The sequence below is a fragment of the Paracoccus lichenicola genome, assembly GCF_009708075.1.
Taxonomy (GTDB): Bacteria; Pseudomonadota; Alphaproteobacteria; order Rhodobacterales; family Rhodobacteraceae; genus Paracoccus; species Paracoccus lichenicola.
In genome coordinates this window covers 94,698-119,563 of the sequence record NZ_WMBT01000007.1, presented here as the reverse complement: position 1 = coordinate 119,563, position 24,866 = coordinate 94,698, and the positions used below count along the sequence as shown (strand labels likewise).

Sequence of the window (24,866 nt, the reverse complement as noted above, 5' to 3'; positions counted from 1 at the left end):
TCCGCCATGCCTCGGGACCATGATGATGCCGGCGCCGCCGTGCCGACCGGCCGTGTCGGGCGGCTGTTGCAGTTCGGCGGCATCGCAACCGCGATCGCGGGCGGCGTCGCGGCGGGCGGGCTGCGGGCGCTGGCACAGGGCAGACGGCCCGACGCAGCGCAGCTTCTGCTGACGCCGGCCAACATGCTGCGCCTCACCGCCGGGCTGTCGCATCTGCGGGGTGCGGCGCTGAAGCTGGGGCAGATGCTGTCGATGGATACCGGGCTTGTCCTGCCCGACGAGTTGACGGCAATCCTTGGCCGGATGCGGGACGATGCCCGCCACATGCCGCCCAAGCAGCTGCAGACCGTGCTGAGCGCCGAATGGGGCGAGGGCTGGCACAAGCGCTTTGCCCGGTTCGACGTGCGCCCGTTTGCGGCGGCCTCGATCGGGCAGGTCCACCGGGCGGTCACGCGCGACGGCCGCGACCTTGTGATCAAGGTGCAGTATCCCGGCGTGCGCGCGAGCATCGACAGCGATGTCGATAACATGGCAACCCTCCTGCGGCTTCCAGGGGTGCTGCCGCGCGGAATGGACCTAGCGCCCCTGATGGCCGAGGCGAAGCGCCAGTTGCATGTCGAGGCGGACTATGTGGCCGAGGCGGGGCACCTTGGGCGGTTCGGCGCCTTGCTTGCAGGTTCGGACATCTTCGTCTTGCCGGAACTGCAGGCAGATCTCTGCACGCCGCAAGTGCTGGCGATGACCTATCTGGACAGCGCGCCGCTGGACAGTCTGGCGGGGGCACCGCAAGATCTGCGCGACCGTCTGGCCGCGGCACTGATCGACCTTGTCCTGCGCGAGCTCTTTGCCTTCGGGCTCATGCAGACCGATCCCAATCCGGCCAATTACCGTTACGATCCCAGGACGGGCCGCATCGTGCTTCTGGATTTCGGGGCCGTGCAAGCCATCGCGCCCCCGCTTGTCGCCGATTTCCGCGCCCTTGCACGGGTGGCCCTCGATGGCGGGACAGAGGAGACTCGGGCCGCGATGGAGCGCATCGGGTATTTCGGCCCGGCAACCGCCCCGCATCATCAGGCGCTGATCCAGTCGATGTTCGACATCGCGATGACACCCCTGCGACAGGAGAGACCGTTCGACTTCGGGCGCAGCGACCTGCTGGTGCGCCTGCGCGACATGGGGCTTGCCATCGGCAATGAGCGCGAGCTTGCCCATGTGCCCCCTGCCGCGACACTGTTTCTGCACCGCAAGATCGGTGGCATGTATCTGATGGCAGCAAAACTGCAGGCGCGCGTCGCCCTGCGTCCGATGGTGGAAGCCTATTGCCGTCGCGCCACGATGCCGCGTTGAAACCGCGGCAAGGGACGTTACCTTTGTCTCAAGCCTGACTTCGCTAGCGGAGATTGCCCATGCTGACCCTTGCCCTTTTGGCCACGGCGCTGCTGTTCGGGGGCATGGTGCTCCATTCCTTCGGGTTTGCAGCCCGCGAGGTACTGATGCTTGTCATCAATTACGCCACAGATGCGGGGGCGAAGGTCCGGTTCAAGCGGCTGCGCGGCCTTTCTGTGGCGCTGGTCCATATCGGACTCGCCGGAGCCGTGCTCGCTCGTTTTGTCGGCGGGGCCTTTGCATGACCGACCTGCCGCGCGAAAACGTCCAATCCTACCCGCGCCCGCCGAGGGTCGAGCCGGTGCAGCATCGGATCAGGGTCGTTCTGGGCGGCGCCGTCGTCGCCGAAACGGTCCGCGCCCTTCGGGTTCTGGAGACGCACCATGCGCCGACTTACTACCTGCCGAAAGGCGACGTGCAGGCCAGCCTTCGCCCGGTTTCCGGGACGAGCTTCTGCGAATGGAAGGGCGTGGCGCGCTACTTCGACGTGATCGCCGGAGCAAAGACCGCCCCGCGCGCGGCCTGGGCCTATGACCACCCCACCGCGGGGTTTGCCGCTCTTGCCGGCCATGTCGCCTTCTACGCCGGGCTGATGGACGAGGCCTGGGTCGGTGAGTCGCGCGTCATGCCGCAACCGGGCGACTTCTACGGCGGATGGGTCACGCCCAATCTGGAGGGCCAGATCAAGGGTGCGCCCGGAACGCGGCATTGGTAAGCTGCCAGGCGACACGCGTCTCAGGCGGCCGGAGTCCATCGGGGACATGACGATACGGCGGCTGACCGGTCGCGTCAGCACCGCCAACCGGGGCGGGTTCATCCAGATGCGGATCGCGCTTCCAGGCCGCCCGCCGGACGGCACGTCCGGCGGGCGGCTTGTCCTGCGCGGCAATGACCGGCGCTGTTTCGTGCACCTGCACACCGGCGTACCCTCCTGCCCTGGCAATGCTGTCAGGCCGGCTTCGAAGTGACCTAGGGGTGGGCGAGATCCGTCCGCCGTTCGAGGCCTGCGCCCCCTCCGGCGCACTCTTGCGCCGCGTGCCCAGACCCGCCAGCCTGACCTCGGTTGCCGTCGTCGCCTACGGCCGGGATCACGTTGCCCGGATCGACGTGCAGCGCGTCGGCTTCCGTTGAAGGAGCGACGCGTTGCGCGGTGAGTGACCATCGCGAACATGATCTTGAACATCCCTGATGGTTCAACTGCCAGACAGCGTCGATGTGCCACAGGGGGTCCGCGAGAGGGGCGCGGTCATATCATTGGAGGCGAAGTTCACTGTCGACTTCCAGAGCTCGGCAACGATCGTTGATCAAGGCGCGCTGCACCTGCAAACGGCAGCTCGGTCCCGTGCGGACGACTCATGATCGATCTTGCTGCGCTCTGCGCCAGCGTCCGATCTGGGGAACTGCAGTGCCGCAGTTTGCAAAGGCCGACCGGCGGCCAGGGGCCGTTCTTGGCCGGCAGAAAGCCGAGATGTCATACATGCCCATAATGGCAGGCCGCATGGCCTTTGCCGCGGCTATGGGTTCCCGGAAAGGCCGCAAGCGGCGCTGAAGCAGAAAGGGGTATTGCAGAAGCCAAGGCGAGGCCATTGGTCGTCGCCCGGCCTCGTTTCCCTTGACTGGCTTGCGGCGCTCACCAACACGCCAAGCGTGCGGTTGCAGGTATTGTTCTCACCTCGCAAGGGGTTTTAAGGCTGTGGTCTAACAATTACGCTGCTTGCAGGCAGCAGCGTCGTGGGAACCCCGGACAACATCACCATCGTGACACTCCTGCCAGGCCTTGTTGCACGAAGCCTCCCCGGGATTCACATCGCAGGTCCAGCGGCATAGCTGGGCGGCATGTCCAAGCCTGTCCTGACCCGCTACCGCACCCTGAACTGGTCTTCCTACAATGCGTCGTTGCGTGAGCGCGGGTCGCTGACCGTCTGGTTGGACCTGTCGATGCCCTGGCACGCGGCGCCATCGGGCAAGCGCGGCGGGCAGGCTGTCTACAGCGACGCCGCCATCCAGGCCTGCTTGACGATCAAGGTGCTCTTTGGCCTGCCGCTTCGCCAGACAACGGGGTTCGTCGCGAGCCTTCTGAAGCTGGCAGGCCTTGACTGGCCGGTGCCGGACTTCTCGACCCTGTGCCGCCGGCAGAAGACGCTCGCGGTGCAGCTGCCCTGCCGGGGCAGCAGCGGCCCGCTACACCTGCTTGTAGACAGCACCGCCATCAAGGTCCGGGGCGAAGGGGAATGGCACGCGCGCAAGCATGGCGGGTCACGCGGGCGGGTCTGGCGCAAAGTCCACCTCGCCGTCAATGAGAGCACGCTCGAGGTCCGCGCAGTCGAGATCACCGGCAGCGGCGTCGGCGATGCGCCCGTGTTGCCTGATCTGCTTGCCCAGATCCCTGAGGGCGAGCCGATCGCGTCGGTCACCGCGGACGGCGCCTACGACACCCGCGGCTGCCGGGACGCCATCGCGAACCGGGGCGCGGACGCCGTCATTCCACCCCGGCGCAATGCCAAGCCGTGGAAGAAGGACAGCCCAGGGGCAGAAGGCAGGAACGAAGCCCTGCGCGCGATCAAACGGTTGGGCCGCACGATCTGGCACCGCTGGAGCGGCTATCACCGCCGCAGCCGTGTCGAGACCAAGATGAACTGCATGAAGCTGCTCGGCCAGAAGCTCATGGCCCGAGACTTCAATCGCCAGACCGCCGAACTTCAAGTCCGCATTGCCATCCTGAACCGCTTCACCGCCCTTGGCATCCCCGTCACAGAACCCGTCGCCTGAGCCGCTTGGGGAAAGGGGAAGCGTGCCCTTCAGGCGATTTGTGCAACAGAGCCAAGGTGGTCGGCCATCCGGCACAGCTGAACATGGGCGATGCGCTGTCCTACGCCTACGCCTGCGCCTGCGCCTGCGCCTGCGCGAAAACCTATCACGCCCCGCTGCTCTACAAGGGCGATGATTTCTCAAGAACCGATCTGGCGTAAAAAAGGGGGCTTCGGGTGATCCCGGAGACATATCGCCGGTTGCGCTCTCGGGCTGTCGTATGTCGGCTCCTTCTGAGGCAAGCGCGGCGTCAGACGCGCTTGCCTTCTCCCCGCGCCACGCCCGAGATCGACGTGTCGGGATCGCCGCATTCCCGGGTGATGATCCACCACGTTCGGGACCCGAAGTGCCGCCTGCCAGCAAACTGATCATGGACGAAGTCGCGATCGGCGGGCATCGGTCCGCTTTTCCCTCAGGATCGGGCGGACCGTGTGCCGATAGCCTTGCGACATGCCTTGCGCTTCCGTACCGTCGATCCTTCCTCGCGGAGAGCAGTTGATGTCCGAGGGTTCTGCCTTTGCAGGATGCCCGCGACGTGTCGGCGCGGCAGCGGACATTTTCCGGTCAGCCACACGCTCGCCCCTTTCGCTCAGGAACTCGCCTTGGGCCAAGATCCCATCCCTGGCCCACGTCATCAAGGCTCATCAGCTCCATCATCAGGTGATGCACGCCCTTGAGACCGGTTTCGACAAAGGCGAGGCTGTGGTGGCACGGCCGGGCTTGAAGGGATCGGAGGCGCTTTCGCCGTCGTGAAAGACTTCCCGTCGATTGTCGGCAGGATCCTTCAGGATCAGCAGATCCGCCACCCGGCGCCTTTCGGCAAGATCCCGGCTGCCCCGTTCAAAGGGGATGCGGTGCTGTTCGAGAGGGGCGCCGAAAAGGTCCATTGCCGCGGCGTCCGCGACCTCCCGACCGAAGAAGCGGCAGCCGTCGCGCCCGTCTTCCTCGACATGAAGGCGCTGCTTGCGGTCGTCCATCGGGAATGCCGGGGATTTGCCACTGCGGTCAACGGCCTGCAGGCCTCGGCCTGATGCCGTAATCCGACCAGTCCCCCAGGGTCCGGGTGCTGATCCCCACGTAGCCAAGGGATTCGAGGTTCATTGCAGACCTCCTTCGCGTTCGAGCCTGGTTCGGAACCAGCCGGCCACGATCGCATTGCGCTCGGCCGCATAGGAATAAAGGCAGTGTTCGCCATCGTCCCAGACAAGCATCGTGCGGTCGCGGGACCCCGCCAGATCGTGGATCTTCCGGACATTTTGTTGCGAGAACAGCGTGTCGTTTCCGCCGTGGAGAACCAGCAGCGGGCAGGACAGGTCCGGCAGCCTTTCCGAAAGATCAAGCCGCGCCAGCATGTCCGTGCCCCGTGCCCGATCCGCCGTGCCCATCATGGCGGCGATCTTGTCCAGGAAACGCGGAAACCTCTCGCCCGCCTCGGACGGCTGCGCGGATCCGCTGTTCGCGCAGACGGCGTCGAAAAAGGTGCCGGTCGCCGCCGCAAGCGCGGCCAACGTGCCGCCCAGGCTGTTTCCCCAGATGCCCGCGCGTGCGAACCGCCAGCGCGTCCGCGATATTCCCGTCAAGCGGCACTGGCTCCATTCACAGGACCAGCCATCCACCAAGAACGTCAAGGGTAACGTTATCGGCACCGGGGCGGACCCGGGGACGAAGCGCAAGCCGCTGCACCGGTTCGCCTTGGACAAGAGCCGGCCCTTGTTCTTCCTCGCGGGCCTCTGGACGCCGCGACTATGGCACCGACAGCCGGCCCGCGCACATCCGCGAGGTGGTGGACAACAGCCTGCGCCATCTGGGCGTCGAGATCATCGACCTGCTTTACCAGCACCGCGTGGACCCGAACGTGCCCATCGAGGACGTGGCCGGCACCGTCCGCGACCTGATCGCGGCCGGCAAGGTCAAGCACTTCGGCCTGTCCGAGGCCGGTCCCAACACCCTGCGCCGCGCCCATGCCGTCCAGCCGGTGACGGCCCTGCAGACCGAGTTCTCGCTTTTCGAGCGCGAGGCGGAGGCGCTGTTTCCCACCCTTGACGAACTGGACGTGGGCTTTGTCGCCTACTCGCCCCTGGGCCGCGGGTTCCTGACGGGGGCGGCCAAGCCCGCCCGCGAATACGGCCCCGGCGACATCAGGAGTTCCGATCCCCGCTGGCAGCCGGGCAACTTCGAGAAGAACCTTGCGGCCACCGGGCAGCTTCGCGCGCTTGCGGCCGAAAAGGGCGTCACGGCGGCGCAGCTTGCCTTGGCCTGGCTTCTGGCGCAGGGGCCGCGCATCGTGCCGATCCCCGGCAGCCGCAGCCCGGTCCGGGTCGAGGAGAACGTGGGCGCGGCCGACCTTTCGCTTACGGCCGAGGACCTGGCGCGCATCAAGGACATCCTGCCCACCGGCGGGTTCGGGGCACGCTACGCGAGCGGCGTACCCACCTGGGACTGACGGCCGGCGCACCCGCGCGAGCAGGACCCGAAGGATGATCCGGGCGTCAAGCGGGTCTTCTTGGCGCGCGGGTCAGCCGTCCCGGGCGGGAACGCCGGGCCGGATCGGGCGCTTGTAGTGCCAGAACCGTCGCGTGGCGGTCAATTGCCGCTGGCCTGGCTTGGTCCGTCCGGCTTGCGTCCGCGCGACACGCCATTTGACAAGGGATGCCGATCCGTGACCGTTCTTTACCTTCTTGGCGGGCTGTGGGTGCTGGCGATGATCGTCTTCATCGTCAGCGAGAACCGCCGGCCCCAATCGACCTTTGCCTGGATGTTCCTGCTTGCCTTCGTGCCGGGGTTGGGGCTTCTGGTCTATTTCCTGTTCGGGCGCGAGATGCGGGGCCTGGCCGGGTCGCGCCATCTCGTGCACCAGGATCTGGAGCAGGACCTGGAACGGGCGCTGGCGTCGCTGCGCGCCCAGCACGAGCGGGCGCTGGAGCGGCTGGACCGCGAGGCGCCCCATCAGGCGGGCCTCGTGCGGCTGGTGAACGGCACCGCCAACGCGCTGGTCACCGTCCAGAACCGGCTGGAGCTTTTGCAGGACGCGGCCGAAACCTATCCCCGGCTGATGGCGGACCTGAAGGCGGCGCGCATTTCCATCCATCTTCAGTACTACAGCTGGTCGTCGGACGAGCTGGGCCAGGAACTGAAGTCCATCCTGCTGGCCAAGGCGGCCGAGGGGGTCGAGGTGCGGCTGCTTTACGACCCCCTGGGTTCGCTTCTCATGCTCAAGCGGCGCTACCTGCGCGAGATGCGCGCCGGCGGGGTCGCCATGCAGCCCTTTTCCAGGCTTTGGCGGCTGCACACGATCTCGTACCGCAACCACCGCAAGATCGCGGTGATCGACGGGCGGGTGGGCTATACGGGCGGGCTGAACATCGGCCACGAGCACGTGGATCCGGGACCGGAGTTCCATCACCGCTGGCGCGACACCCACCTGCGGCTGGAAGGGACCACGGTGGGAATGCTGCAGGCGGTGTTCTGCGTGGACTGGCGCAACGCCACCGACGAGGACCTGCTTTCGCCCGCGCAGTTCGCGCCCCTGCCGCCCGAGGCCGCCGGCGCGCACCTGCCCGTCCAGGTCAGCCTGTCGGGTCCCGACTCGGACTGGGCGGCGATCCGGCAGCTTTACTTCGCCATGATCGGCGCGGCGCGGCGGCGCGTGCGCATCCAGTCGCCCTTCTTCATCCTCGACGACAGCCTGTCGGAGGCGCTGAGCGCGGCGGCGCTGCGGGGCGTGGACGTGCAGGTGATGATCAGCGAACGCGGCACCGGGCAGATCCTGCCCTATTGGGCCGCCAACACCTATTTCGCCGAGGTGGCGCGGGCGGGCGTCAAGGTGCTGCTGTTCCGGCACGGCTATCTTCATGCCAAGACGCTGGGCATCGACGGCGAGGTCTGCTCGGTCGGCTCGGCCAACATGGACATCCGCAGCTTCTCGATCAACTACGAGCTGAACGCGGTGATCTATGACCCCGCCACCGCCCAGGCCCTGGAGGCCGCCTTCGACCGCGACCTGGCCGACTGCGTGCCCTTCGACCCCGAGGAATACGCGCGCCGCAGCCGGCTGCACCGCTTCCGCGATTCAGCGCTGCGGCTCTTGTCGCCGCTCTACTAGGGCCAGGCCGTCAAGATGCAGACCCGGGGGCGTCGCGGCCTATATCCAGTCGATCAGATGCCTGGTGCGCATCCCGCAGGCGCGCGCGATATCGTTGCCGATCTGGCGCGCGTATTGCCCCGAGTGGAAGACCAGCGGCAGCCTGTCGCACCGGTCGAAGGCCAGCACCCGGCCGACCAGGATGATGTGGTCGCCGCCTTCATAGACATGCTCTCGCCGGCACTGGAAACGCGCGCAGCACTGCGTGAGCATCGGCACCCGGCCCAGTCCGGTCTCGGTGGCGACATCCTTGAACTTGTCCTCGCCAGGCCGCGCGAAGCGGTTCGAGAGATCCTCCTGATCCGCCGAAAGCAGGTTCACCGTCCAGTGCTCGGCCTCCTGGAAGACCGGCCGGCTGTAGGCGCCCTTGCCGAGGCTCCACAGGACCAGGGGCGGGTCGAGCGACACCGAGTTGAAGCTGCTGCAGGTGACGCCGATCGCGGTTCCGTCGCCGGAACGGGTGGTGACGATGCAGACGCCCGTCGGAAAGGTGCCGAGCGCGCGCCGGAACTCCCTTGCGTCGAAGCCTCCTGCATCGGGTGGGGGACTTGCGGAAACGCTGTGCATCATCTTCCTCCAGGCTCGCGCCAGGTGCGGCAGCACCCGGCGGCGGTGAACTCAGGCCGCAAGGAACGGCCGCACGATCGCCATGGTGTCGTCATGCTTCTCGACCTGCGGGATGTGGCCGCAGTCCTTGACGATCTCGACGCGGCTGCCTGCGATCTGCCTGCCCAGGTCCGCGGCATAGGCCGAGGAGATCAGCGCATCGTCCTCGCCCCAGACGATCAGCACGGGCGCCTTCACGCGGTGCAGCCGCTTGGACAATCCCTTTTCGGGGATGGGCCAGACGAACTTGCCGGTGGCGCCGAGGTTCCAGATAAGCTGCGCCGTGGCCAGGACGGCCGTTTCCGGATCGTCCGGCACCGCCAGCATCGCCTGCGCCGCGGAGGACGCGGGATCCTTGAACAGGATCTTCGGCAGGTCCGCGGGCGCTGCCTCGATCCAGTTCGTGACGGGGTGGCTGGGCTTCCACAGGCCGATCGGGTCAAGCACGATCAGCCGCGAGAAGATGTCGGGATAGCTGGACGCAAGCTCCAGCGCGATCATGCCGCCAAAGCTCTGGCCGATGGCCAGGGGCTGCTTCAGCCCAAGCGCCCGGATCGCTTCTTCATAGATCAGCACGGCGTCGGGCAGGCAATCCACCTTGTGGATGTCGTAAGGGTTTCCGGGCGTGGTGCCCGGGAACTCGGGCGCATGGACGCGATAGGACCGCGCCAGCTCGTCCAGGAACGGATCCCACGCCATGCCGGCCGCCGGATGGAAATAGATCAGGTCCGGTCCCTGCCCCTTGACCTGGACGTTTATGGTCACAAGGCCGCCCCAGGCAGGCACCTTGAGGTTTTCGACGATCATGCTGCTCACAGGGCGGCCTCCTCTTCCCGGACCTTTTCTTCCGACGCTGCCGGCTTGCCGCCAAGGCGTTCAGGCCACCAGTGATGATCGTATTCGCCTTCCCAGATCGGCCTGAGATGGGGCAGGACCCTGGTCGAGAACAGGTCGATGTTCCTTTGGGTCAGTTCCTTCGGCAGAGAGCCGAACTGCAGCATCGCATGAAGATTGCCGATGCCGAAATCCTTGCACATGGCCACGAGCTGGTCGCGCACGGTCTCGGGGCTGCCGCAGATCACGCAGCCGGCGTCAACCAGTTCCCTGAAAGTGGCGGTGCGCATCTTCGCGGCCATTCCGAAATCCGCCGGATCGCGCAGCACGAATTCCAGGCCGCGGATGTCTATGCCGCCGGGCAGCATCAGCCGATGCGGGGGGATCGACCCGAGCGCCTTGCGGAAGAAGTATTCGATGTGCGGGCCATAGATCCGCTCGGCCTCCTCGTCGGTCTCGGCCACGGCGATCGTCTGCATGAAGCCGATCTGGAACGGATTGCGCTTCTTGCCCATTTGCTCGGCGATGGATCCGAACCGGTCGAAGATCCGGCGCCCCGTCAGCTTCCACCCGAACCAGCCGAAATAGTTGAAGCCGAAGCTCCGGCTCAGGCAGAACTCCATGGTCTTGGGATTGCCGATGCCGGTGATCCAGACCGCCGGTCCCGACGCCTGGATCGGCCGCGGCCAGATGTTGACCGATCCGTACTGCGAAAACTTGCCGTTGAACGGAAAGGGCTTCCTTTCGCTCCAGGCCCGCAGCACCAGTTCCAGGTTCTCGTCGAACCGCGCCCGGGTTTCGGACGGGGGCACGCCGTTGTTGACGTTGGCGTCACAGGGCAACCCGACGGGAAAGCCCGAAACGAGACGGCCGTTGCTGATGCAGTCGATCATCGCCTGTTCTTCGGCGACGCGAAGCGGCTCCCGGCTCTTGCCGAGCGAGCGGCCCGCACCTGATGCAGGGCCTGTCCCACCCGGGCTTGGGGACGCCGGCTAGCGGCCGTCCCCCCTGTCGGGATGAAGCGGCGACAGGATCGCCTCTTCCGCCTCGTCAAGCCCGCCGGCGGTTCCGCCCTCGCCCGCCTCGATGATGCGGCCGTCGGCCTTGCCGTTGTCGTCGGGAACCGTGTCCGCGTCCAGTTCGGACAGGCTGTCGTCGCCCAGGATGCCTTCGCGGCGAAGCTCGTCCTGGGCCTGCGCCCAGTGCTGGGCGTCGCGGCCTTCGGGGCGTCCCTCCGCCTCCCAGATCTGATGCGCGCGGTGGCTGATCCGGTCATCGTCCATCATCTCGTCCTCCAAGCGGTGGTCCCCCCAGAACGCGTCGCCGCGGCGAATGTTCCTGTCCGGACCCGCAACCCGCCTGCCGCGATGCGGTTTGCCGTTGATCGGCCCGCGTCTTCCCGGCATGTCTGGCCCGTCATCATGGGGGCGTTCATGCGGGTTCTGCTGGTCGAGGACGAGGCCGACATCGCCGACGCGGTGCTGCGCTTCCTGCGCGCGCAGGGCCATGCGGTCGATCACGCGGCCGACCTGGCGACGGCGCGGGCCGCCTTCGACGTGGCGGATTACGGGGCGATCCTGCTGGATCTGGCGCTGCCGGACGGGTCGGGGCTGGACCTGCTGCGCGAACAGCGCCGCACCGGCAACCGGGTGCCGGTGGTGATCGCAACGGCGCGGGACCGGATCTCGGACCGGATCGCGGGGCTGGATGCGGGGGCCGACGATTACGTCCTCAAGCCCTATGACCTGGCCGAGGTCGAGGCCCGGCTGCGTGCCCAGGCTCGCCGCGCTTCGGGCGATCCGGCCCCGGAAAGCCGGATCGGCGCGCTGACGGTGGACCGCGCGGGCGGGCGGGTGTTCCGCGACGGGGACGAGATCCGCCTGACCTCGCGCGAATGGGCGCTGTTCGACGCCCTGCTGTCGGCGCGCGGCCGGGTGCTGTCCAAGCAGGTGCTGGAGGATCGGCTTTACGCCTTCGACAACGCCATCGAGGGCAACGCGGTCGAGGTCTATGTCTCGCGGTTGCGCACCAAGCTGGGACCCGGCGCGATCCAGACCCGCCGTGGCCTGGGATACCTGATCCCGTGACCCGCCCCTGGTCCCTGCGCGGCAGGCTGGTGCGCCGGGTGGTGCTGGGCGCCAGTCTTGCCTGGCTGGCGGGCGTGGGCCTTGCCGCCCTGGTCATCGCGCACGAGATGTCGGAACTGATGGACGAGACCCTGAAAGGCTCGGCCCGGCTGTCGCTGGACCTTTATCACCACGCCGGGGACGCCGAGGGGATCGGGGCGGTCGCGCGTTCGACCGGAACGATCCGCATCGTCGAGGACGGGCGAGAGGTGTCGGGCGCCCCCTGGCCCCCGTTGGGCAGCGATGGCGGCCACGATGTCACCGGCTGGCGCGTGTTCCGCCTGTCCGACCCCGGGGGCCGCCTTGTCGCCGAGGTCGGGCAAAGCGATGCCTGGCGCCGCGACGAGCTTGTGGAAAGCGTGGGGTGGCTGGTGGCCCTGATGCTGCCGGTGCTGCTGGCCGCGCTTGTCGCCGTGCGCGGGGCCGTCGCCTCGGCGCTGCGGCCCGCGATGCGGTTCGCCCAGACGGTGCGAAGCCGGTCGGCGCAGGATCTGTCGCCGGTGGGGGAAGATCACCTGCCGGTCGAGCTGGCCCCCATCCCGCAGGCCTTGAACGGCTATCTGGAAGACATCCGGGCCCGGGTCGAGGCCGAGCGGCAGTTCGCCACCAATGCGGCGCACGAGTTGCGCACGCCGGTCGCCGCGGCCTCGGGGCAGGCGCAGCTGATCGCGGCGGGGCTGGCCGACGCGGCCGCGCCGGAACGGCTGGCGGGCGCGCTTGGCCGGATGAGCCACCTGATCGACCGGCTGCTGCAACTGTCGCGGGCCGAGGCGGCCGCCGCGGGGGGCGGGTCGTCCGACCTGGTGCGGGTGGCGCGGATGGTGGTGGCCGACCTGGGCACGCCGGTGCTGTTCGACGACGGCGAGATGGAAACGCTTGCCGTTTCCGCCGATCCCGATGCGCTGGCCCTGATCCTGCGCAACCTGCTGCGCAACGCGGCGGACCACGGCACGGGCAGGCCGCGCATCGTCCTGTCGCCCGATCCCGCGGTGACGGTCGGCAACGCCGTTCCGCCGGGGGCGAGCTTCCGCCACGGGATGTTCGACAAGTCCGCCGACTCGAAGGGCGTGGGGCTTGGCCTTGCCATCGTCACCCGGGTGGCGCGGGCGCAGGGCATCGCGGTGGATTACGCGATGGCCGGCGGCACCGCGTCCGTGACCCTGCGTTTTCCGCGGGAACCGGGCGCCCCGGCGGCATGACGGCTGCGGCTTTGGGAGGGGCCGCCGGTCAGGAACGGTCGTCCGCCGCCAGCGGCCGCTTGGTGCCGGTCAGCATCGACAGGACCAGGTTCTCGCGGTGGCGCAGGCTTTCCACGGCGACCCCCGCCACATGCAGCGCGGCCAGCACCAGGATCAGCGTGGCCAGGGCCTCGTGGATCTCCTCCATGGCCGCCGATCCCAGAAGGCGTCGGTGGTCTGCAACCAGCCGGTCAGGGCGGTGCCCCCCACGGCCAGCAGCAGCGCCACGATCATCGCCCCGCCCGCCGGGTTGTGGCCCAGATAGCGCGGTTCGCGCCCCGCCCGCAGCGCCCGCAGATAGGCCAGCACGGCGCGCGGTCCCCGCACGAAATCGCCGAAGCGCGCATGGCGGGGACCCACGAAACCCCAGACCAGCCGCGCCGCGACCAGCGCGGCGACGGCATGGCCCATCCCTTCGTGCCATGGCTTCGGCCCGTCCGAGGTCAGCCAGGTCCCGGCGATCAGCCCGACCAGCGACCAGTGGAACAGCCGCACGAAGCCGTCCCAGACACGGACCGCGTCAGTCATCGGATCCCTTGGCCTCGAAGGTGGCGGGGTCGAAGAAGATCTCGACCCGCTTGCCGGTTTCGTCCTTGCCATAGACCTCGTAGCAGCCGTCCTCGGTCTTGACGTTGCCAATGGTCCAGCCCTTGTCGGTCAGTCGGGCCTTCAGCTCCTCGACCGGGCGCCAGTCGGCCTGCGGGGCGGTGCAGCGGTCGGAGGCTCCGGCGGCCCCGGCGGCGGCGATCATCAGGGCGGCGGCGGGGATCAGGGTCTTGCGCATGAAGGGGTCTCCGTTTGCGGTGTTCGATGTCGGTCTTGAAGCAGGCCAGGCTTGCGGCAACCTTGCAGGCGGGGCGGCGGCTGCCATGATCCCGCCGCGCCCTAGTGATCCAGCAGAACCCGCGCATCCGGCCGGACCGCGGGATAATGGCTGGCGAACCACTCGACATGGCGGCGCAGGCCCAGGGCGACGGGGGTTCGCTGGCGCGGCCCGATCAGGCGCTGCAACAGGCTTGTGTCGGCCCAGGTCGCCTCGACATCGCCCGGCTGCATCGGCAGCATCCGCAGGGCGGCCTTGCGCCCGGTCGCGGCCTCCAGCGCGGCGATGAAATCGATCAGGGGGATCGGCTCTCCGTTGCCGATGTTGACCACGCGGAAGGGGGCCACGGGCGACAGGCTGTCGCCCTTGACCGGGATCGCGGGATGATGCGGGACCACGCCGATCAGGGCGTCGATCGCCTCGACTAGGTCATCGACATAGGTGAAGTCGCGCCGCAACCGGCCGTGGTTGAACAGCGGGATGGGCCGGTTCTCGAACAGGGCCGAGGTGAACAGGAACGGCGCCATGTCCGGCCGGCCCCAGGGACCATAGACGGTGAAGAACCGCAGCATCGTGATCGGCAGGCCGTAAAGCGCGGCATAGGAATGGGCCATCGCCTCGGACGCCTTCTTGGTCGCCGCGTAAAAGGACAAGGGCCGGTCGGTGGGGTCGGTTTCCCGGCAGGGCATCCCGTCGCTGCCGCCGTAAACCGAACTGCTCGACGCCATGATCAGGTGATCGGGCGGAAAAGCCCGCGCGGCCTCCAGCAGCTGGAAGGTTCCGGCGAGGTTGGCCGAGGCATAGGCCCCCGGCGCCTCGATGGAATGGCGCACGCCGGCCTGCGCGGCAAGATGCACCACCACGCGCGGACGGTGGCGTTCCATGACCCGGGCCAGCAGGCCCGGCGTCTCGACCCCGCCGCGGACGGGGTGATAGCGGGGAAAGGCCAGAAGCTGCGCCTCGCGGGCGGCCTTCAGGGCAGGGTCGTAGTAAGGGTTGTGGTCGTCCAGGCCTATGACGCGCGCGCCTTGGGCCAGCAGGCGGCGGGCCAGGTGAAAGCCGATAAATCCCGCGGCCCCGGTGATCAGCACGGTCATGCCGCACCCCGGATGCCGGACGCCGCCGCCGCCGCAGGGGGCAGTTCGCGGGCCTGCGGCAGGCGGCGGCGGCGGATCAGCCAGGCCGCGCCCATCAGATCGACGATGCCGACCAGGCCACGTTGCAGGTTGCCGTATTTGGACCGGCCGAAGGCGCGCGGGGCGTGGGTGACGGGAACGGTGACGACGACCAGCCCTTCGCGCGCGATCATGGCGGGCATGAAGCGGTGGATGTGGTCGAAATAGGGCAGGGCCAGGTAAACGGCGCGCGGAAAGGCCTTCAGCCCGCAGCCGCTGTCCTGCACCCCGTCGTGCAGCAGCGCCCCCCGGATGCGGTTCGCCAGCCGCGAGGCCAGCCGCCGCGTCCAGCGGTCGCGCCGCCCGACGCGCTGCCCCTGCACCAGGCCGATCGCCGGGTTGCCCTGCCGGAAGGGGGCCAGCAGCGCGGGCAGGTTCTCGGGCGGGTTCTGGCCGTCGGCGTCCAGCGTGGCGATCAGGGCGCCGCGCGCGGCCAGCACGCCGCTGCGGATCGCGGCGGATTGGCCGCAGGACCGGTCGTGGCAGATCACGCGCAGCTGCGGCAGGACGGGTTGCAAGGCCGCCAGTTCCTGCCGCGTCCCGTCGGTCGAGGCGTCGTCGATCACGATGATCTCGTGCGGGCGGTCGCGCAGGACGGCGGCGATGCCGTGCAGCAGGGCGGCGATGTTGCCGGCCTCGTCCCGGGCGGGAAGAACAACGGAAATGTCGGGCGTCATGGCGCGACCTCCTGTGAACGGTGAAGGGTATAGGTGCCGCCGCGATAGGGCAGCGCGGCAACCGCGCGCATCCCGGGGACCGGCAGGCCGGTCTGGTCCAGAAGCAGCCCGCCCGGATGGGCTTGCCGCCAGGTTTCGACGGCCTGGGGACCGGCCAGCCGGGCGACGGGGTTTCGCAAGCGGCCCGCGAAGTTCAGCTGGGCATGATAGCTGCCGTCGGTGACGGCGATGCCCCGGGCGTCGAAGGGCGCGACCGCCCGGCCAAGCGCCGTCATGTCGTGGCGCGCGAACAAAAGCGGGCCAAGCGCCAGGTGCAGGCCGATCACCAGCGCCAGGGGCAGCGCGGCCAGGGCGACCGGCGCGGACCGCAACCGCCCGAACCCCGCGATGCCCGCCAGCAGGCAGGCCGCGCCCAAGGCCAGCGACCAGACGGGCAGCGGATCGCCCAGCCGGACAAGCGCGGGGATCAGCCCGGCCGCCGCCGCCCCGAAACCGGCCAGCGCGGCGACCAGCGGCAGCGCCAGCCACAGGTCGCGGCGGCGCCACCGCCGGGCGGGAAGGCCGCCGGCCAGCAGCAGCGCCAGGGCGGGCATTTCCGGCAGCAGGTAATGCGCCTGCTTGCCGCTGATCAGCGAAAAGGCGACGAAAGCCCCCGCGGCCCACAGCGCTGCCAGCCGCGCGCCCGGATCCGCCCAAAGCCTGCGCGGATGCAGGGCGGCCAGGCCCGGGACCGTCCAGCCGAAGGGCCAGGCCATGGGGGGCAGCAGCGCCAAGAAGAACCACCAGGGCTTGCGATGCGCGAACGAGGCGACCATGCGCCCGCCGCTCTGGCGCCAAAGGACCTCGGTCCGGTATTCCGCGCCGCCGCCCATCAGCGCCGGGACCAGCCACAGCCCCACCAGCAACAGCGCGGCCAGCAGCGCCAGCGCCAGGCCCTTTGCCCAGGCACGCCCCGAGGGCCGCCCCGGTCCCGCCCAAAGCGGCATGGCCAGCGCGGCGGGCAGGACGTGCAGCAGGATCACCGGACCCTTGGCATAGACGCCAAAGGCCACCGCCGCGCCCAGGGCCACGAAGGCGGACCGCCGGGGCCGCCGCGCCGCCGACCACAAGGCCAGCATGGCCAGCAGCGTGGCGCAGGTCAGCATCGCGTCGAACATCGTGGTGGAACCGAACACCAGCCAGACCGGCGACACGGCCAGGATCAGCGCCGCCGCCCCGGCGCGGGCGGGCTGGTCCGGCCACAGCCGCCGCGCCAGCAGCCCCGTCAGCACGACCGAGGCGACCGCGAAGGCCGGGGCCACAAGGCGCGCGGGAAACGCGGCCACGCTGCCCAAGGCCCAGACGAGGTTGATCAGCCAAAACAGCAGCGGCGGCTTGTGGCCATACAGCGCACCGTTCAGATGCGGCACCCAGGGGGACCCGCCGATCCGCATCTCCCACGCCGCGGCGAGGTAGCGGGTCTCGTCCACGGGCATCAAGGGCCGCAAGAGGATCAGCGTCAGCGCCGTCAGCGCGAACAGCAGCGCGGCGGACAGGACGGCCCTCATCCGGCGGCGGTCCGGGCAGAGCGGCGGATCAAGGCCAGGTTGCGCAGATAGACGGCCAGCCCCAGGCCTTGGCCCAGCACGAAGACCGGATCGCCCCGCCACAGCGCATAGGCCAGCAGCGTCGCCCCGCCCGCCAGCGAGAACCACCAGAAGGCCAGCGGCACGACGCTGCGGCCCGACCGTTCGCTGGCCAGCCATTGAATGACGAAGCGCGCGCTGAACAACGCCTGCCCCAGAAAGCCGATGCCGATCCAGACGCCCTGCGCTGTCATGTGCCTGCCGTTCGCTGCCTTTTGGCCCGGACTGGCACCGCAACCTTGCGCCAGGCTTACAATCCCGGACCCGGCGGCATCAAACGGCCGTCACCCCGCGCCGACCCCGAACAGCGTGCCCACAAGGGCGGTCGCGCCTGGATCGGATGGGGGTGTCACCGTTTCGGAATGTCCCGGTTCGTCGCGGACATGGCCGCCCAGGGCATCGTGCCGGGCCGCACACCAGACCTCAATCCCCCCGTTGGTCCCGGAACCGCGCGCGATGGCGATGATGACCAGCCTGCGGGAACCCGGTCCCGGTCACTGGGGGTGAAAAACGCCCTGTTCCGCAGGGAACAGACCCCGGCGGGCGGTTGGGGCACCTTGAGTTCATCGCCCTGTCCCCGCGGACGCCCGGCCAGACCGGGCCTGGCCTGCAGGACAGGCGATCCCGCCCCCCGCGGTGCCCGGCACCGCTTTCCCCGCCCCCCGAGGTCGCTGACCCGGCGCGGATCATCGATGAAAGGATTTCGATCATGGCTACCATCCTGGGCGACAACATCGCCAATCTCCTGTTCGGCTTCAACGGCCCGGACGACATCTTCGGCTTTGGCGGCAACGACACGCTGGTCGGCGGCCAGGGCGCCGACACGCTGCGCGGCGACGGCGGCAGCGACACCGCCAGCTATGCCACCTCGCTGGCCGCCGTGCAGGTCGATCTGGCCGGCGTCAACACCGGCGGCGCCGCGCAGGGCGACATCCTGGTCGGCATCGAGAACGTCACCGGCTCGATCTTCGGGGACCGCATCAAGGGCAACGGCGGGGGCAACGTCCTGACCGGGCTTGGCGGCAATGACAGGCTGGACGGGCGGGGCGGCGACGACATCCTGGCGGGGGGCAACGGCAACGACCGCCTGGACGGCGGGACCGGCATCGACACGATGGCCGGCGGCGCCGGGAACGACACCTATGTCATCGACCGCGCGGGCGACCGCGTGAACGAGGCGGGCGGTTCGGGCATCGACACGGTGCTGTCCAGCCGGTCCGCCGACCTGTCGTCCGCGCAGTTCGGCGGCGACGTGGAAAACCTGACCCTGACCGGCGCGGGCGACCTGGACGCCACCGGCAACGGCCTGGCCAACACGATCCGCGGCAACGGCGGCGACAACGAGATCGACGGCGGCATCGGGTCCGACACGATGATCGGCGGCGCGGGCGACGACACCTATGTCGTGAACAGCGGCGGCGACGTGGTGGACGAGGGCGCCGCCGGGTCGGGCGGCACCGACCTGGTCATCTCGACCGTGACCTTCAACCTGCGGGGCGCGCAGGTCGCGGGCGCGCAGAACGTGGTGGAAAACCTGGTGCTGGCCGGCAACGCGGCGATCAACGGCTTTGGCGGCGACGGGGCCAACACCATCGCCGGCAACGCGGCCGCCAACGTCCTGATCGGGTTCGGGGGCAACGACGTGCTGTTCGGGGGCGGCGGGGCCGACAGCTTCGTCTTCAGGTCCGCCCTGAACGCGAACACCAATGTCGATACCGTGCTGGACTTCAACACCGCGCAGGACAGCATCCAGCTTGAGAATCTGTTCATGCCCGCCCTGGGCGCGGGCGCGCTGGACCCGGACGCCTTCCGCATCGGGGCTGTGGCGACGGATGCCGAGGATCGCGTCATCTACAACGCGAACACCGGCACCCTGTCCTATGACGCCGACGGCGCGGGCGGCGCGGCGGCCACCCGCTTTGCCGTCCTGGACGCGGGACTGGCGCTGAGCAGCGCGCACTTCGACATCATCTGACGACAGCGGGGGGGACCGCATCGGCGCGGTCCCCCCCACCTGTTCCGCGGGAAACAGCGCCCGGCCCGCGTCCGGCGCAGTCTCTCATCAGCAACCCCCCCAAACAGTCAGGAGGACAGGATGTCATTGCGATCGGGACGCGAGCGGATGGTCCAGACGGCCACGTTCGAGACCCTGGGCCTGGCCATCGTGGTGCCGATCCATGCCCAGGTTTCGCACACGCCCGCCGACAGCTCGGCCCTGCTGGTAGCCACGCTGGCGGTGATCGTGACGCTGTGGTCGCCCTTGTTCAACACCGTCTTCGACCGGATCGACCTTGCCTGGTCGGGCCGCGTCGCCAGCGACCGCCCGCACCGGCTGCGGCTGGTCCATGCCGCCTTGCTGGAACTGAGCGCCCTTGTCGTGACGGTGCCGGTGATCATGCATCTGGCGGGCTGCGGCTTGCGGCAGGCGCTGGTCTTCGACCTGGCGCTGACCGTCTTCTATACCGCCTTTGCCTATGTCTTCCACCTGGCCTATGACCGGCTGCGCCCTGTCCGGCCATCGGCGGCGATTGCCTGAACGCGCCGCGCCGACTACCCTGAGGGCCTGAACGGACGCGGGGGACGGCATGGCGGCGGAACGGCCCGGCACGGCACCAGGAAAGGCGTCCTTCTGGCGGTCCTTCCCGATCTTCGAGGATCTGGGACCGCAGACCCTGGCGCGCATCGCCGCCGCCGCCAGCCCGCAGCGATGGGCGGCAGGCGCCCTGCTGTTCCAGCGCGGCGACGGGGGCGACTATCTGGTGGCGCTGGATTCGGGGCGGGTGCGGCTGGCGATCACCACGCCGCAGGGGCGCGAGCTGACCCTGCGCCACGCCGGACCGGGCGACCTGCTGGGAGAGATGGCGCTGTTCGACGCCCAACCCCGGTCGGCGGATGCGGTGGCGGCGGTGGCGACGGCGGGCCATGTCCTGCACCGCGCCGCCTTCCGCCAGATCGCGGACCTGGATCCGGCGCTGATGCAGGGGGCCGCGCGCTGGCTGTGCCGCCGGTTGCGCGAAACGACCGACCAGCTGGAAGGCATCGTGCTGTATAACCTGGAACCCCGGCTGGCGCGGTTCTTGCTGTTCACGCTGCACCAGATCCACGGCGAGTCGTTGCCGCCGCACCCTGCCCTGCGGCTGGATCTCAGCCAGTCGGATCTGGCCGCCGTGCTGGGGGCCAGCCGCCCCAAGGTGAACGGGGCGCTGCACGGGCTGCGCCACGCGGGCGCGATCCGGCCCGACGGCGGGGTCATCCTGTGCGACGTGGCGGCGCTGCGGCTGATCGCCGAACCGGCGGATTGACGGGTGGCCCGCCGTTTGAACCGCAGGCGGATCGGGCTTTTTCTGGCAGGCGCGGCGGTGGCCTTGGGCCTTGCCCTGCTGGTGCTGGACCCGCCCCCGGTCCTGCAGGCGTGGCAGGATCGGGTGTTCGACGCGATGATCCTGGCGCTGCCCCCGGCACGGGGTCCGGTGCCCTTGGTGCGGGTGATCGATATCGGCGCCACGGATGACACCGGCGCGCCATGGGACCGGGGCGACACGGCGCGGCTGGCGGCGCGGCTGGCCGATGCGGATCCGGCGGTGGTGGCTTGGGATATCGTCTTTTCCGGCGATTGCGCGGCGGGCGGCGTGAACGACGCGCTGGCGGCGGCGCTGGCACGGGGGCCGTCGGTGCTGGGCTTCCTGCTGGCCGAGGGGGGACCTGCGCCCCCTGCCCGCCCGACGCTGGCCTTCGCCGAAGGCGCGGCCCGCCTGCTGTGGCGCGCGCCGGGGGCCGAGGCCGCCTGCCCGGCCTTCGGCGCCGCCGCCACCGCCGCGTCGGTGGCGCTGGCCTCGGACGGCGACGGCAGGCTGCGCAAGGTCCCCGTGGGGGTGATCGTCGGCGCGGCCCCCTTTCCGTCGCTGGCGGTCGAGGCGGTGCGGGTGGCGCTTGGCGACACCGCCGTGCTGCTGGGACCGCCGCCCGCGCCCTGGCTGCGGGTCGGCGGCAGGCGCATCGCGCTGGACGGCGACGGGCAGATCCGGCTGCGCCCCTCGGTCCCGCAAGCCTGGGGGAACCGGACGCTGCGGGCGGATGCGGTGCTGGCGGGCGCCGGTGGGGCCTCCCTGCGCGGCGCGGTGGTTCTTGTCGGCAGCAGCCTGCCCGAACGCGGCGGGCTGCGGGCGACCGCCGCCAGCCCCTTGCAGCCCTCGGTGCAGATCCATGCCGACCTGGCCCATGCCCTGCTGTCGGGCACCGCGCCGCATCGGGACGCGGCGTCATCCCGGCTTGAGGCGGCTTTCGTCGCCGCGGCGGGCCTGATCGCCGTCGCCGCCGTTCTGGCGCTGCCCGCCCTGCCCGCCATGGCTGTCGCAACGGTGGCCGCGCTGCTGTGGGCCGCCGCCTGCCTGGCGGTGCAGCGGCAGACCGGCAGCCTGATCGACCCGGCGACCCCGGCCCTGGCGGTCCTGGCCACGGCGCTTCTGACGCTGATCGGGCGCGCCGCGCAGACCGGGCGGGCCGAACGCCTGCTGCGCCGCCGGATGGGCCAGCTTCTTCCCGCCGCCGTGGTCGCCCGGCTGGCCGAGGAGCCGCAGCTTCTGAAGCTGGAAGGCGAGGCGCGGGTCGTGACCGCGCTGTTTACCGACATCGAGGATTTCAGCCGCACCACGCACCGCCTTGGCCCGCGCGACCTGGTGCGGGTGCTGGACGCCTATTTCGGCCTGACCTGCGCCATCGTGCTGAAGCACGGCGGCATGATCGACAAGCTGGTGGGCGATTCCGTCCACGCCCTGTTCAACGCGCCCCTGGACCAGCCCGGCCATGTCGATGCGGCCCTGGCCTGCGCGTGCGAGATCCGGGCCGCGACCGAGGCGTTCCGCCGCCTGCCCGCCCCGGTGGCGGGGGGGTTGGGCCGCACCCGCATCGGGATCGAGACCGGGCCTGCGGTGCTGGGCGATGTCGGATCGGGCGCGCGCATCGACTATACCGCCCATGGCGACGCCGTGAACCTGGCCGCCCGGCTGCAAGAGGCGAACAAGGCCCTGGGATCGACCATCTGCGTCGGCCCGGCGGCGGCAAGGGCGGCAAGCCTGCCGCTGCGGTCCCTGGGGGTGGTGGAGATCCGCAGCTTCGGCCCCTTGCAGGTCTTTGCCCCCGATCACAGCCCGACGCTGGCGAAGGCCGCATCAACCCGCGCCTGACCCCAGCGGACTACCGGGCCGGTCCTGCCGGCCGCGATGTCCACCCCCTCGCCCGGACCCAGCAGCGTGAACCCGCCGACCTGGTTGTTCGTCCTCACCTCGACCGATCCGCGCGCGACGAAGACGGCAAAGACGCCGTTGCTGGGACCGGCGAAGAACCGGGTGCCGCGCACGCCGATGCGGGCGAAGGCCGACCGGACGGTCAGGTCGATGGGGGGCAGATCCTCGGGCCGGTCGAAGACCATCGCGCCGCCCAGGCTGACCTGCCCGCCCAGATCCGCCGTGAAGCGGTCGATCACCAGCTGGCTGTTCGGGCCAAGGCTGATCCGCGTCGCCCGGCCCAGCATCAGTTCGGCCAGGCTGCGCGGGTCGGTGCGCACGGTGTCGCCCTCGAACACCGCGTCGCGAGCGCGCAGGGGATAGAGGCCTTGCGCGCGTTGCAGGCTGGGCGCGCCCGCCGTGCGGACCGCATGGCCGATCCGGCCTGCCGCCCGGGCCTGCCGGGACAGCATCGCCGCGGCGGCGGCGGCAAGGACAAGGCGGCGGGAAAGAGGCATGGCGACCCCCGGGACGAACCAGCGATGGGCCATCGTGGCAGCAATGGCCCCGCGCGGCAACGTTTTCGGGTTTCAGGACAGGGCGCAAAATCCGGGCAACCGGGCATGGTGTCTGCCCGGAAAGGGAAACGTCCCGCAATATCGTGTGAATTCAGCCCGCTGTCCCATGAGACGGCTTGACCTGTGCCGGAACTGGGGCAAACTTTCAGGGCGATGAATGGTTCGGTCACGTCGATGGCAGGGGCTTCATGATGGACACATATCTTTCCGCGGCGCGGGATCTGGTGGTCGAGGGGATGCGCGAAAGCCAGGTCGTGCTGTCCGCCGATCTGGAATTCCACCTGGCCGCGACCCTGGCCCGCTACATGCACCGTCCCATTGCGCCCGACCGGCTGACGGTCCGGCTGATGGACGCGGCCCGCAGGCGCGCCAGGCAGGGCGAATCACGCCAGATCGGGGACGAATGCCTGATTTCCTGCGCCTTCTTCGCGGCCCGGCTGACCCGGCAAGGGGGAACGGTCGTCCATTACGCCGGCCTGGGGCAGACCGCCTACGAGATCGCCGGAATGCCCGAGGTCGCCAGCGGCTTTCCCGACATGCTGGATGTCCTGCAGGCCAGCGGTCCCGCGATCGAGGACCGGACCCCCCCGCCGCAGGAAGGCGACGGCACGGAAAGGCCCGACCGCAGGATCCTGTTTTTGGCGCCGCGCTTCCGGCACTGACCCTTTGCCGGCGGCAGCTATTCGCCATAGCCGCGCGTGAAGATCCGCCCCACATGCTCCAGCGCGGCGGGCAGCGCGTTGCGCCAGAAGATCCAGTCGTGGTCGCCTTCGCGGACCTGGAAGCGGTGCAGGATGCCCGCCCGGTCCAGCGCGACATGGGCCGCGGCATTGCCCTCGAAGAAGGGATCGCCCGAGGCCAGGTCGAGGTAAAGCCGGGGGATGCGGCGGAAGGGCTTGGGATCGACCCGGGCCGCGGCCTCGACGGGATCGGAGATCCGCCAGGCCTCGTTCAGGCGGTCCTCGCCCAGCAGGCCCGGCCCGTAGGCCCCGGCGAAGCGCAGGTCGAAGGCCTGCGGGTCCATCGCCGCCAACTGCGCGGGCGTGCGCAGCGCGGCGCTGAGGGCGGCGGCGCCCGCGAACAGGTCGGGCCGTTGAAGCTGGTTCAGGATCGCCGCATGGCCGCCCATCGACAATCCCAGAAGGGCGCGCGTCCCTGCCGTGCCGATGGCCTGGTGCGTCGCCTCGACCCTGGGGACGAACTCGTCGAAAAACATCGAGCGCCAGCGATAGCCGCCGTCGGCGTCGTCCAGGAAATAGGTGGCGCGCGGATCGCCCCCGGGCCTGCGCCCGTCGGGGGCCACGGCGATGCAGGGGGGCATCCGGCCGTCCCCGATCAGGCGGTCCAGAAGGATGTCGATCCCCGCCATGCGGAACCAGTCGGCGGGCTGGCCGTCCCCCGCCCCGTGCAGCAGGTAGATCACCGGATAGCGGCGGCTGCCCCCCCGGTAATCGGGCGGCAGATACAGCGAATAACCCACCACATGGCCCAGGATTTCGCTTTGCAGGATCTTCGCCTCGTGCACGGTGCCCGCCCATGCGCGGGTGCCCAGGAAGGGCATGGCAAGCCCTGCGGCCAGAATGCCGCGCCTTGTGAATCCGGGCACATGATCCTCCTGCATCGTCAC

28 protein-coding genes and 2 pseudogenes are annotated in these 24,866 nt (G+C 69.6%); 16 read left to right on the top strand and 14 right to left on the bottom strand.

Going from position 1 to position 24,866, the window contains the following annotated elements:
- The first annotated feature begins 6 nt into the window (after positions 1-6).
- From GIY56_RS12515 to GIY56_RS18390, 6 genes are all read left to right on the top strand, one after another.
- The gene (locus GIY56_RS12515) at positions 7-1,347 is read left to right on the top strand and encodes an ABC1 kinase family protein (RefSeq protein WP_154765182.1); all 1,341 of its coding nucleotides are present in this window, start codon (positions 7-9) and stop codon (positions 1,345-1,347) included.
- Between the two features lie 59 nt (positions 1,348-1,406).
- Complete coding sequence (locus tag GIY56_RS12510; protein WP_154765181.1) at positions 1,407-1,631, top strand: hypothetical protein; 225 nt, start codon at positions 1,407-1,409, stop codon at positions 1,629-1,631.
- Complete coding sequence (locus tag GIY56_RS12505; protein ID WP_154765180.1) at positions 1,628-2,101, top strand: DUF427 domain-containing protein; 474 nt, start codon at positions 1,628-1,630, stop codon at positions 2,099-2,101. Before GIY56_RS12510 ends, GIY56_RS12505 begins: the two co-directional genes overlap by 4 nt.
- A gap of 260 nt (positions 2,102-2,361) precedes the next feature.
- Entirely contained in the window at positions 2,362-2,517 is a 156-nt protein-coding gene (locus tag GIY56_RS12500) for a hypothetical protein (protein WP_154765179.1), read from the top strand.
- A 705-nt stretch (positions 2,518-3,222) separates the two neighbouring features.
- Positions 3,223-4,155, top strand: coding sequence for an IS5 family transposase (locus GIY56_RS12495; RefSeq protein ID WP_154765178.1), 933 nt, complete (start codon positions 3,223-3,225; stop codon positions 4,153-4,155).
- A gap of 56 nt (positions 4,156-4,211) precedes the next feature.
- On the top strand, positions 4,212-4,355 hold the full coding sequence (locus GIY56_RS18390; RefSeq protein ID WP_230312482.1) for a type II toxin-antitoxin system VapC family toxin: 144 nt from the start codon (positions 4,212-4,214) through the stop codon (positions 4,353-4,355).
- Positions 4,356-4,444: 89 nt separating this feature from the next.
- Here the strand turns inward: GIY56_RS18390 and GIY56_RS12490 are convergent, their stop codons facing one another.
- Positions 4,445-4,591, bottom strand: a complete 147-nt coding sequence (locus GIY56_RS12490) for a hypothetical protein (RefSeq protein WP_154765177.1) — start codon at positions 4,589-4,591, stop codon at positions 4,445-4,447.
- Positions 4,592-4,943: 352 nt separating this feature from the next.
- Between GIY56_RS12490 and GIY56_RS12485 the strand changes: the two genes are divergently transcribed.
- On the top strand, positions 4,944-5,225 hold the full coding sequence (locus GIY56_RS12485) for a hypothetical protein (RefSeq protein ID WP_154765176.1): 282 nt from the start codon (positions 4,944-4,946) through the stop codon (positions 5,223-5,225).
- Between the two features lie 66 nt (positions 5,226-5,291).
- Here GIY56_RS12485 and GIY56_RS12480 read toward each other — a convergent pair whose 3' ends face one another.
- The gene (locus GIY56_RS12480; protein ID WP_196053618.1) at positions 5,292-5,774 is read right to left on the bottom strand and encodes an alpha/beta hydrolase family protein; all 483 of its coding nucleotides are present in this window, start codon (positions 5,772-5,774) and stop codon (positions 5,292-5,294) included.
- On the opposite strand from GIY56_RS12480, the gene GIY56_RS12475 reads away from it, so the two are divergent.
- Positions 5,738-6,637, top strand: a complete 900-nt coding sequence (locus GIY56_RS12475; RefSeq protein ID WP_328288537.1) for an aldo/keto reductase — start codon at positions 5,738-5,740, stop codon at positions 6,635-6,637. The two genes, GIY56_RS12480 and GIY56_RS12475, sit on opposite strands and share 37 nt — an antisense overlap.
- A gap of 216 nt (positions 6,638-6,853) precedes the next feature.
- The gene (gene cls, locus GIY56_RS12470; protein WP_154765174.1) at positions 6,854-8,296 is read left to right on the top strand and encodes a cardiolipin synthase; all 1,443 of its coding nucleotides are present in this window, start codon (positions 6,854-6,856) and stop codon (positions 8,294-8,296) included.
- 39 nt (positions 8,297-8,335) lie between these two features.
- Here the strand turns inward: cls and GIY56_RS12465 are convergent, their stop codons facing one another.
- The 4 genes and pseudogenes from GIY56_RS12465 to GIY56_RS12450 all read right to left on the bottom strand — a co-directional run bounded on the left by GIY56_RS12465 (position 8,336) and on the right by GIY56_RS12450 (position 11,061).
- A complete protein-coding gene (locus GIY56_RS12465; RefSeq protein ID WP_154765173.1) occupies positions 8,336-8,902 on the bottom strand; it encodes a flavin reductase family protein in 567 nt (188 codons plus the stop codon).
- Positions 8,903-8,953: 51 nt separating this feature from the next.
- Complete coding sequence (locus tag GIY56_RS12460; RefSeq protein ID WP_154765229.1) at positions 8,954-9,748, bottom strand: alpha/beta fold hydrolase; 795 nt, start codon at positions 9,746-9,748, stop codon at positions 8,954-8,956.
- A 5-nt stretch (positions 9,749-9,753) separates the two neighbouring features.
- Positions 9,754-10,701: pseudogene (locus GIY56_RS12455) on the bottom strand (LLM class flavin-dependent oxidoreductase); the annotation flags it as partial.
- A 66-nt stretch (positions 10,702-10,767) separates the two neighbouring features.
- Positions 10,768-11,061, bottom strand: a complete 294-nt coding sequence (locus GIY56_RS12450) for a DUF2934 domain-containing protein (protein WP_154765171.1) — start codon at positions 11,059-11,061, stop codon at positions 10,768-10,770.
- Positions 11,062-11,208: 147 nt separating this feature from the next.
- On the opposite strand from GIY56_RS12450, the gene GIY56_RS12445 reads away from it, so the two are divergent.
- Both GIY56_RS12445 and GIY56_RS18880 read left to right on the top strand, forming a co-directional pair.
- Positions 11,209-11,862 carry a response regulator transcription factor gene (locus GIY56_RS12445; protein WP_154765170.1) on the top strand — a complete coding sequence of 218 codons (654 nt, stop codon included), beginning with the start codon at positions 11,209-11,211 and terminating at the stop codon, positions 11,860-11,862.
- Positions 11,859-13,100 (top strand): histidine kinase dimerization/phospho-acceptor domain-containing protein, encoded by a 1,242-nt coding sequence (locus tag GIY56_RS18880; RefSeq protein WP_154765169.1) that lies wholly within the window; start codon positions 11,859-11,861, stop codon positions 13,098-13,100. The genes GIY56_RS12445 and GIY56_RS18880 overlap by 4 nt, the downstream gene beginning before the upstream one ends.
- Positions 13,101-13,128: 28 nt before the next feature.
- Here GIY56_RS18880 and GIY56_RS12435 read toward each other — a convergent pair.
- The 6 genes and pseudogenes from GIY56_RS12435 to GIY56_RS12410 all read right to left on the bottom strand — a co-directional run bounded on the left by GIY56_RS12435 (position 13,129) and on the right by GIY56_RS12410 (position 17,633).
- A pseudogene (locus GIY56_RS12435) lies at positions 13,129-13,667 on the bottom strand (cytochrome b/b6 domain-containing protein).
- Positions 13,660-13,923 (bottom strand): PepSY domain-containing protein, encoded by a 264-nt coding sequence (locus tag GIY56_RS12430; protein ID WP_154765168.1) that lies wholly within the window; start codon positions 13,921-13,923, stop codon positions 13,660-13,662. Before GIY56_RS12430 ends, GIY56_RS12435 begins: the two are co-directional and overlap by 8 nt.
- A gap of 101 nt (positions 13,924-14,024) precedes the next feature.
- Positions 14,025-15,059 (bottom strand): NAD-dependent epimerase/dehydratase family protein, encoded by a 1,035-nt coding sequence (locus GIY56_RS12425; RefSeq protein WP_154765167.1) that lies wholly within the window; start codon positions 15,057-15,059, stop codon positions 14,025-14,027.
- Positions 15,056-15,814 (bottom strand): glycosyltransferase family 2 protein, encoded by a 759-nt coding sequence (locus GIY56_RS12420; protein ID WP_154765166.1) that lies wholly within the window; start codon positions 15,812-15,814, stop codon positions 15,056-15,058. Before GIY56_RS12420 ends, GIY56_RS12425 begins: the two co-directional genes overlap by 4 nt.
- A complete protein-coding gene (locus GIY56_RS12415; protein WP_154765165.1) occupies positions 15,811-17,361 on the bottom strand; it encodes an ArnT family glycosyltransferase in 1,551 nt (516 codons plus the stop codon). The genes GIY56_RS12420 and GIY56_RS12415 overlap by 4 nt, the downstream gene beginning before the upstream one ends.
- Positions 17,358-17,633 carry a lipid-A-disaccharide synthase N-terminal domain-containing protein gene (locus GIY56_RS12410; protein WP_154765164.1) on the bottom strand — a complete coding sequence of 92 codons (276 nt, stop codon included), beginning with the start codon at positions 17,631-17,633 and terminating at the stop codon, positions 17,358-17,360. The genes GIY56_RS12415 and GIY56_RS12410 overlap by 4 nt, the downstream gene beginning before the upstream one ends.
- Before the next feature lie 515 nt (positions 17,634-18,148).
- On the opposite strand from GIY56_RS12410, the gene GIY56_RS12405 reads away from it, so the two are divergent.
- The 4 genes from GIY56_RS12405 to GIY56_RS12390 all read left to right on the top strand — a co-directional run bounded on the left by GIY56_RS12405 (position 18,149) and on the right by GIY56_RS12390 (position 22,622).
- Complete coding sequence (locus GIY56_RS12405; RefSeq protein WP_154765163.1) at positions 18,149-19,414, top strand: calcium-binding protein; 1,266 nt, start codon at positions 18,149-18,151, stop codon at positions 19,412-19,414.
- 120 nt (positions 19,415-19,534) lie between these two features.
- A complete protein-coding gene (locus tag GIY56_RS12400) occupies positions 19,535-19,975 on the top strand; it encodes a PACE efflux transporter (RefSeq protein WP_154765162.1) in 441 nt (146 codons plus the stop codon).
- Between the two features lie 49 nt (positions 19,976-20,024).
- Positions 20,025-20,741 carry a Crp/Fnr family transcriptional regulator gene (locus tag GIY56_RS12395; protein WP_154765161.1) on the top strand — a complete coding sequence of 239 codons (717 nt, stop codon included), beginning with the start codon at positions 20,025-20,027 and terminating at the stop codon, positions 20,739-20,741.
- Between the two features lie 3 nt (positions 20,742-20,744).
- Positions 20,745-22,622: a CHASE2 domain-containing protein gene (locus GIY56_RS12390; protein ID WP_154765160.1), complete on the top strand. Its 1,878-nt coding sequence runs from the start codon at positions 20,745-20,747 to the stop codon at positions 22,620-22,622.
- Here GIY56_RS12390 and GIY56_RS12385 read toward each other — a convergent pair.
- Positions 22,580-23,212, bottom strand: coding sequence for a FecR family protein (locus GIY56_RS12385; protein ID WP_154765159.1), 633 nt, complete (start codon positions 23,210-23,212; stop codon positions 22,580-22,582). The genes GIY56_RS12390 and GIY56_RS12385 overlap by 43 nt on opposite strands.
- Positions 23,213-23,430: 218 nt before the next feature.
- Between GIY56_RS12385 and GIY56_RS12380 the strand changes: the two genes are divergently transcribed.
- On the top strand, positions 23,431-23,901 hold the full coding sequence (locus tag GIY56_RS12380; protein WP_230312477.1) for a hypothetical protein: 471 nt from the start codon (positions 23,431-23,433) through the stop codon (positions 23,899-23,901).
- Positions 23,902-23,918: 17 nt separating this feature from the next.
- Here GIY56_RS12380 and GIY56_RS12375 read toward each other — a convergent pair whose 3' ends face one another.
- Positions 23,919-24,845 (bottom strand): alpha/beta hydrolase, encoded by a 927-nt coding sequence (locus GIY56_RS12375; RefSeq protein ID WP_196053617.1) that lies wholly within the window; start codon positions 24,843-24,845, stop codon positions 23,919-23,921.
- Between the last annotated feature and the right edge of the window lie 21 nt (positions 24,846-24,866).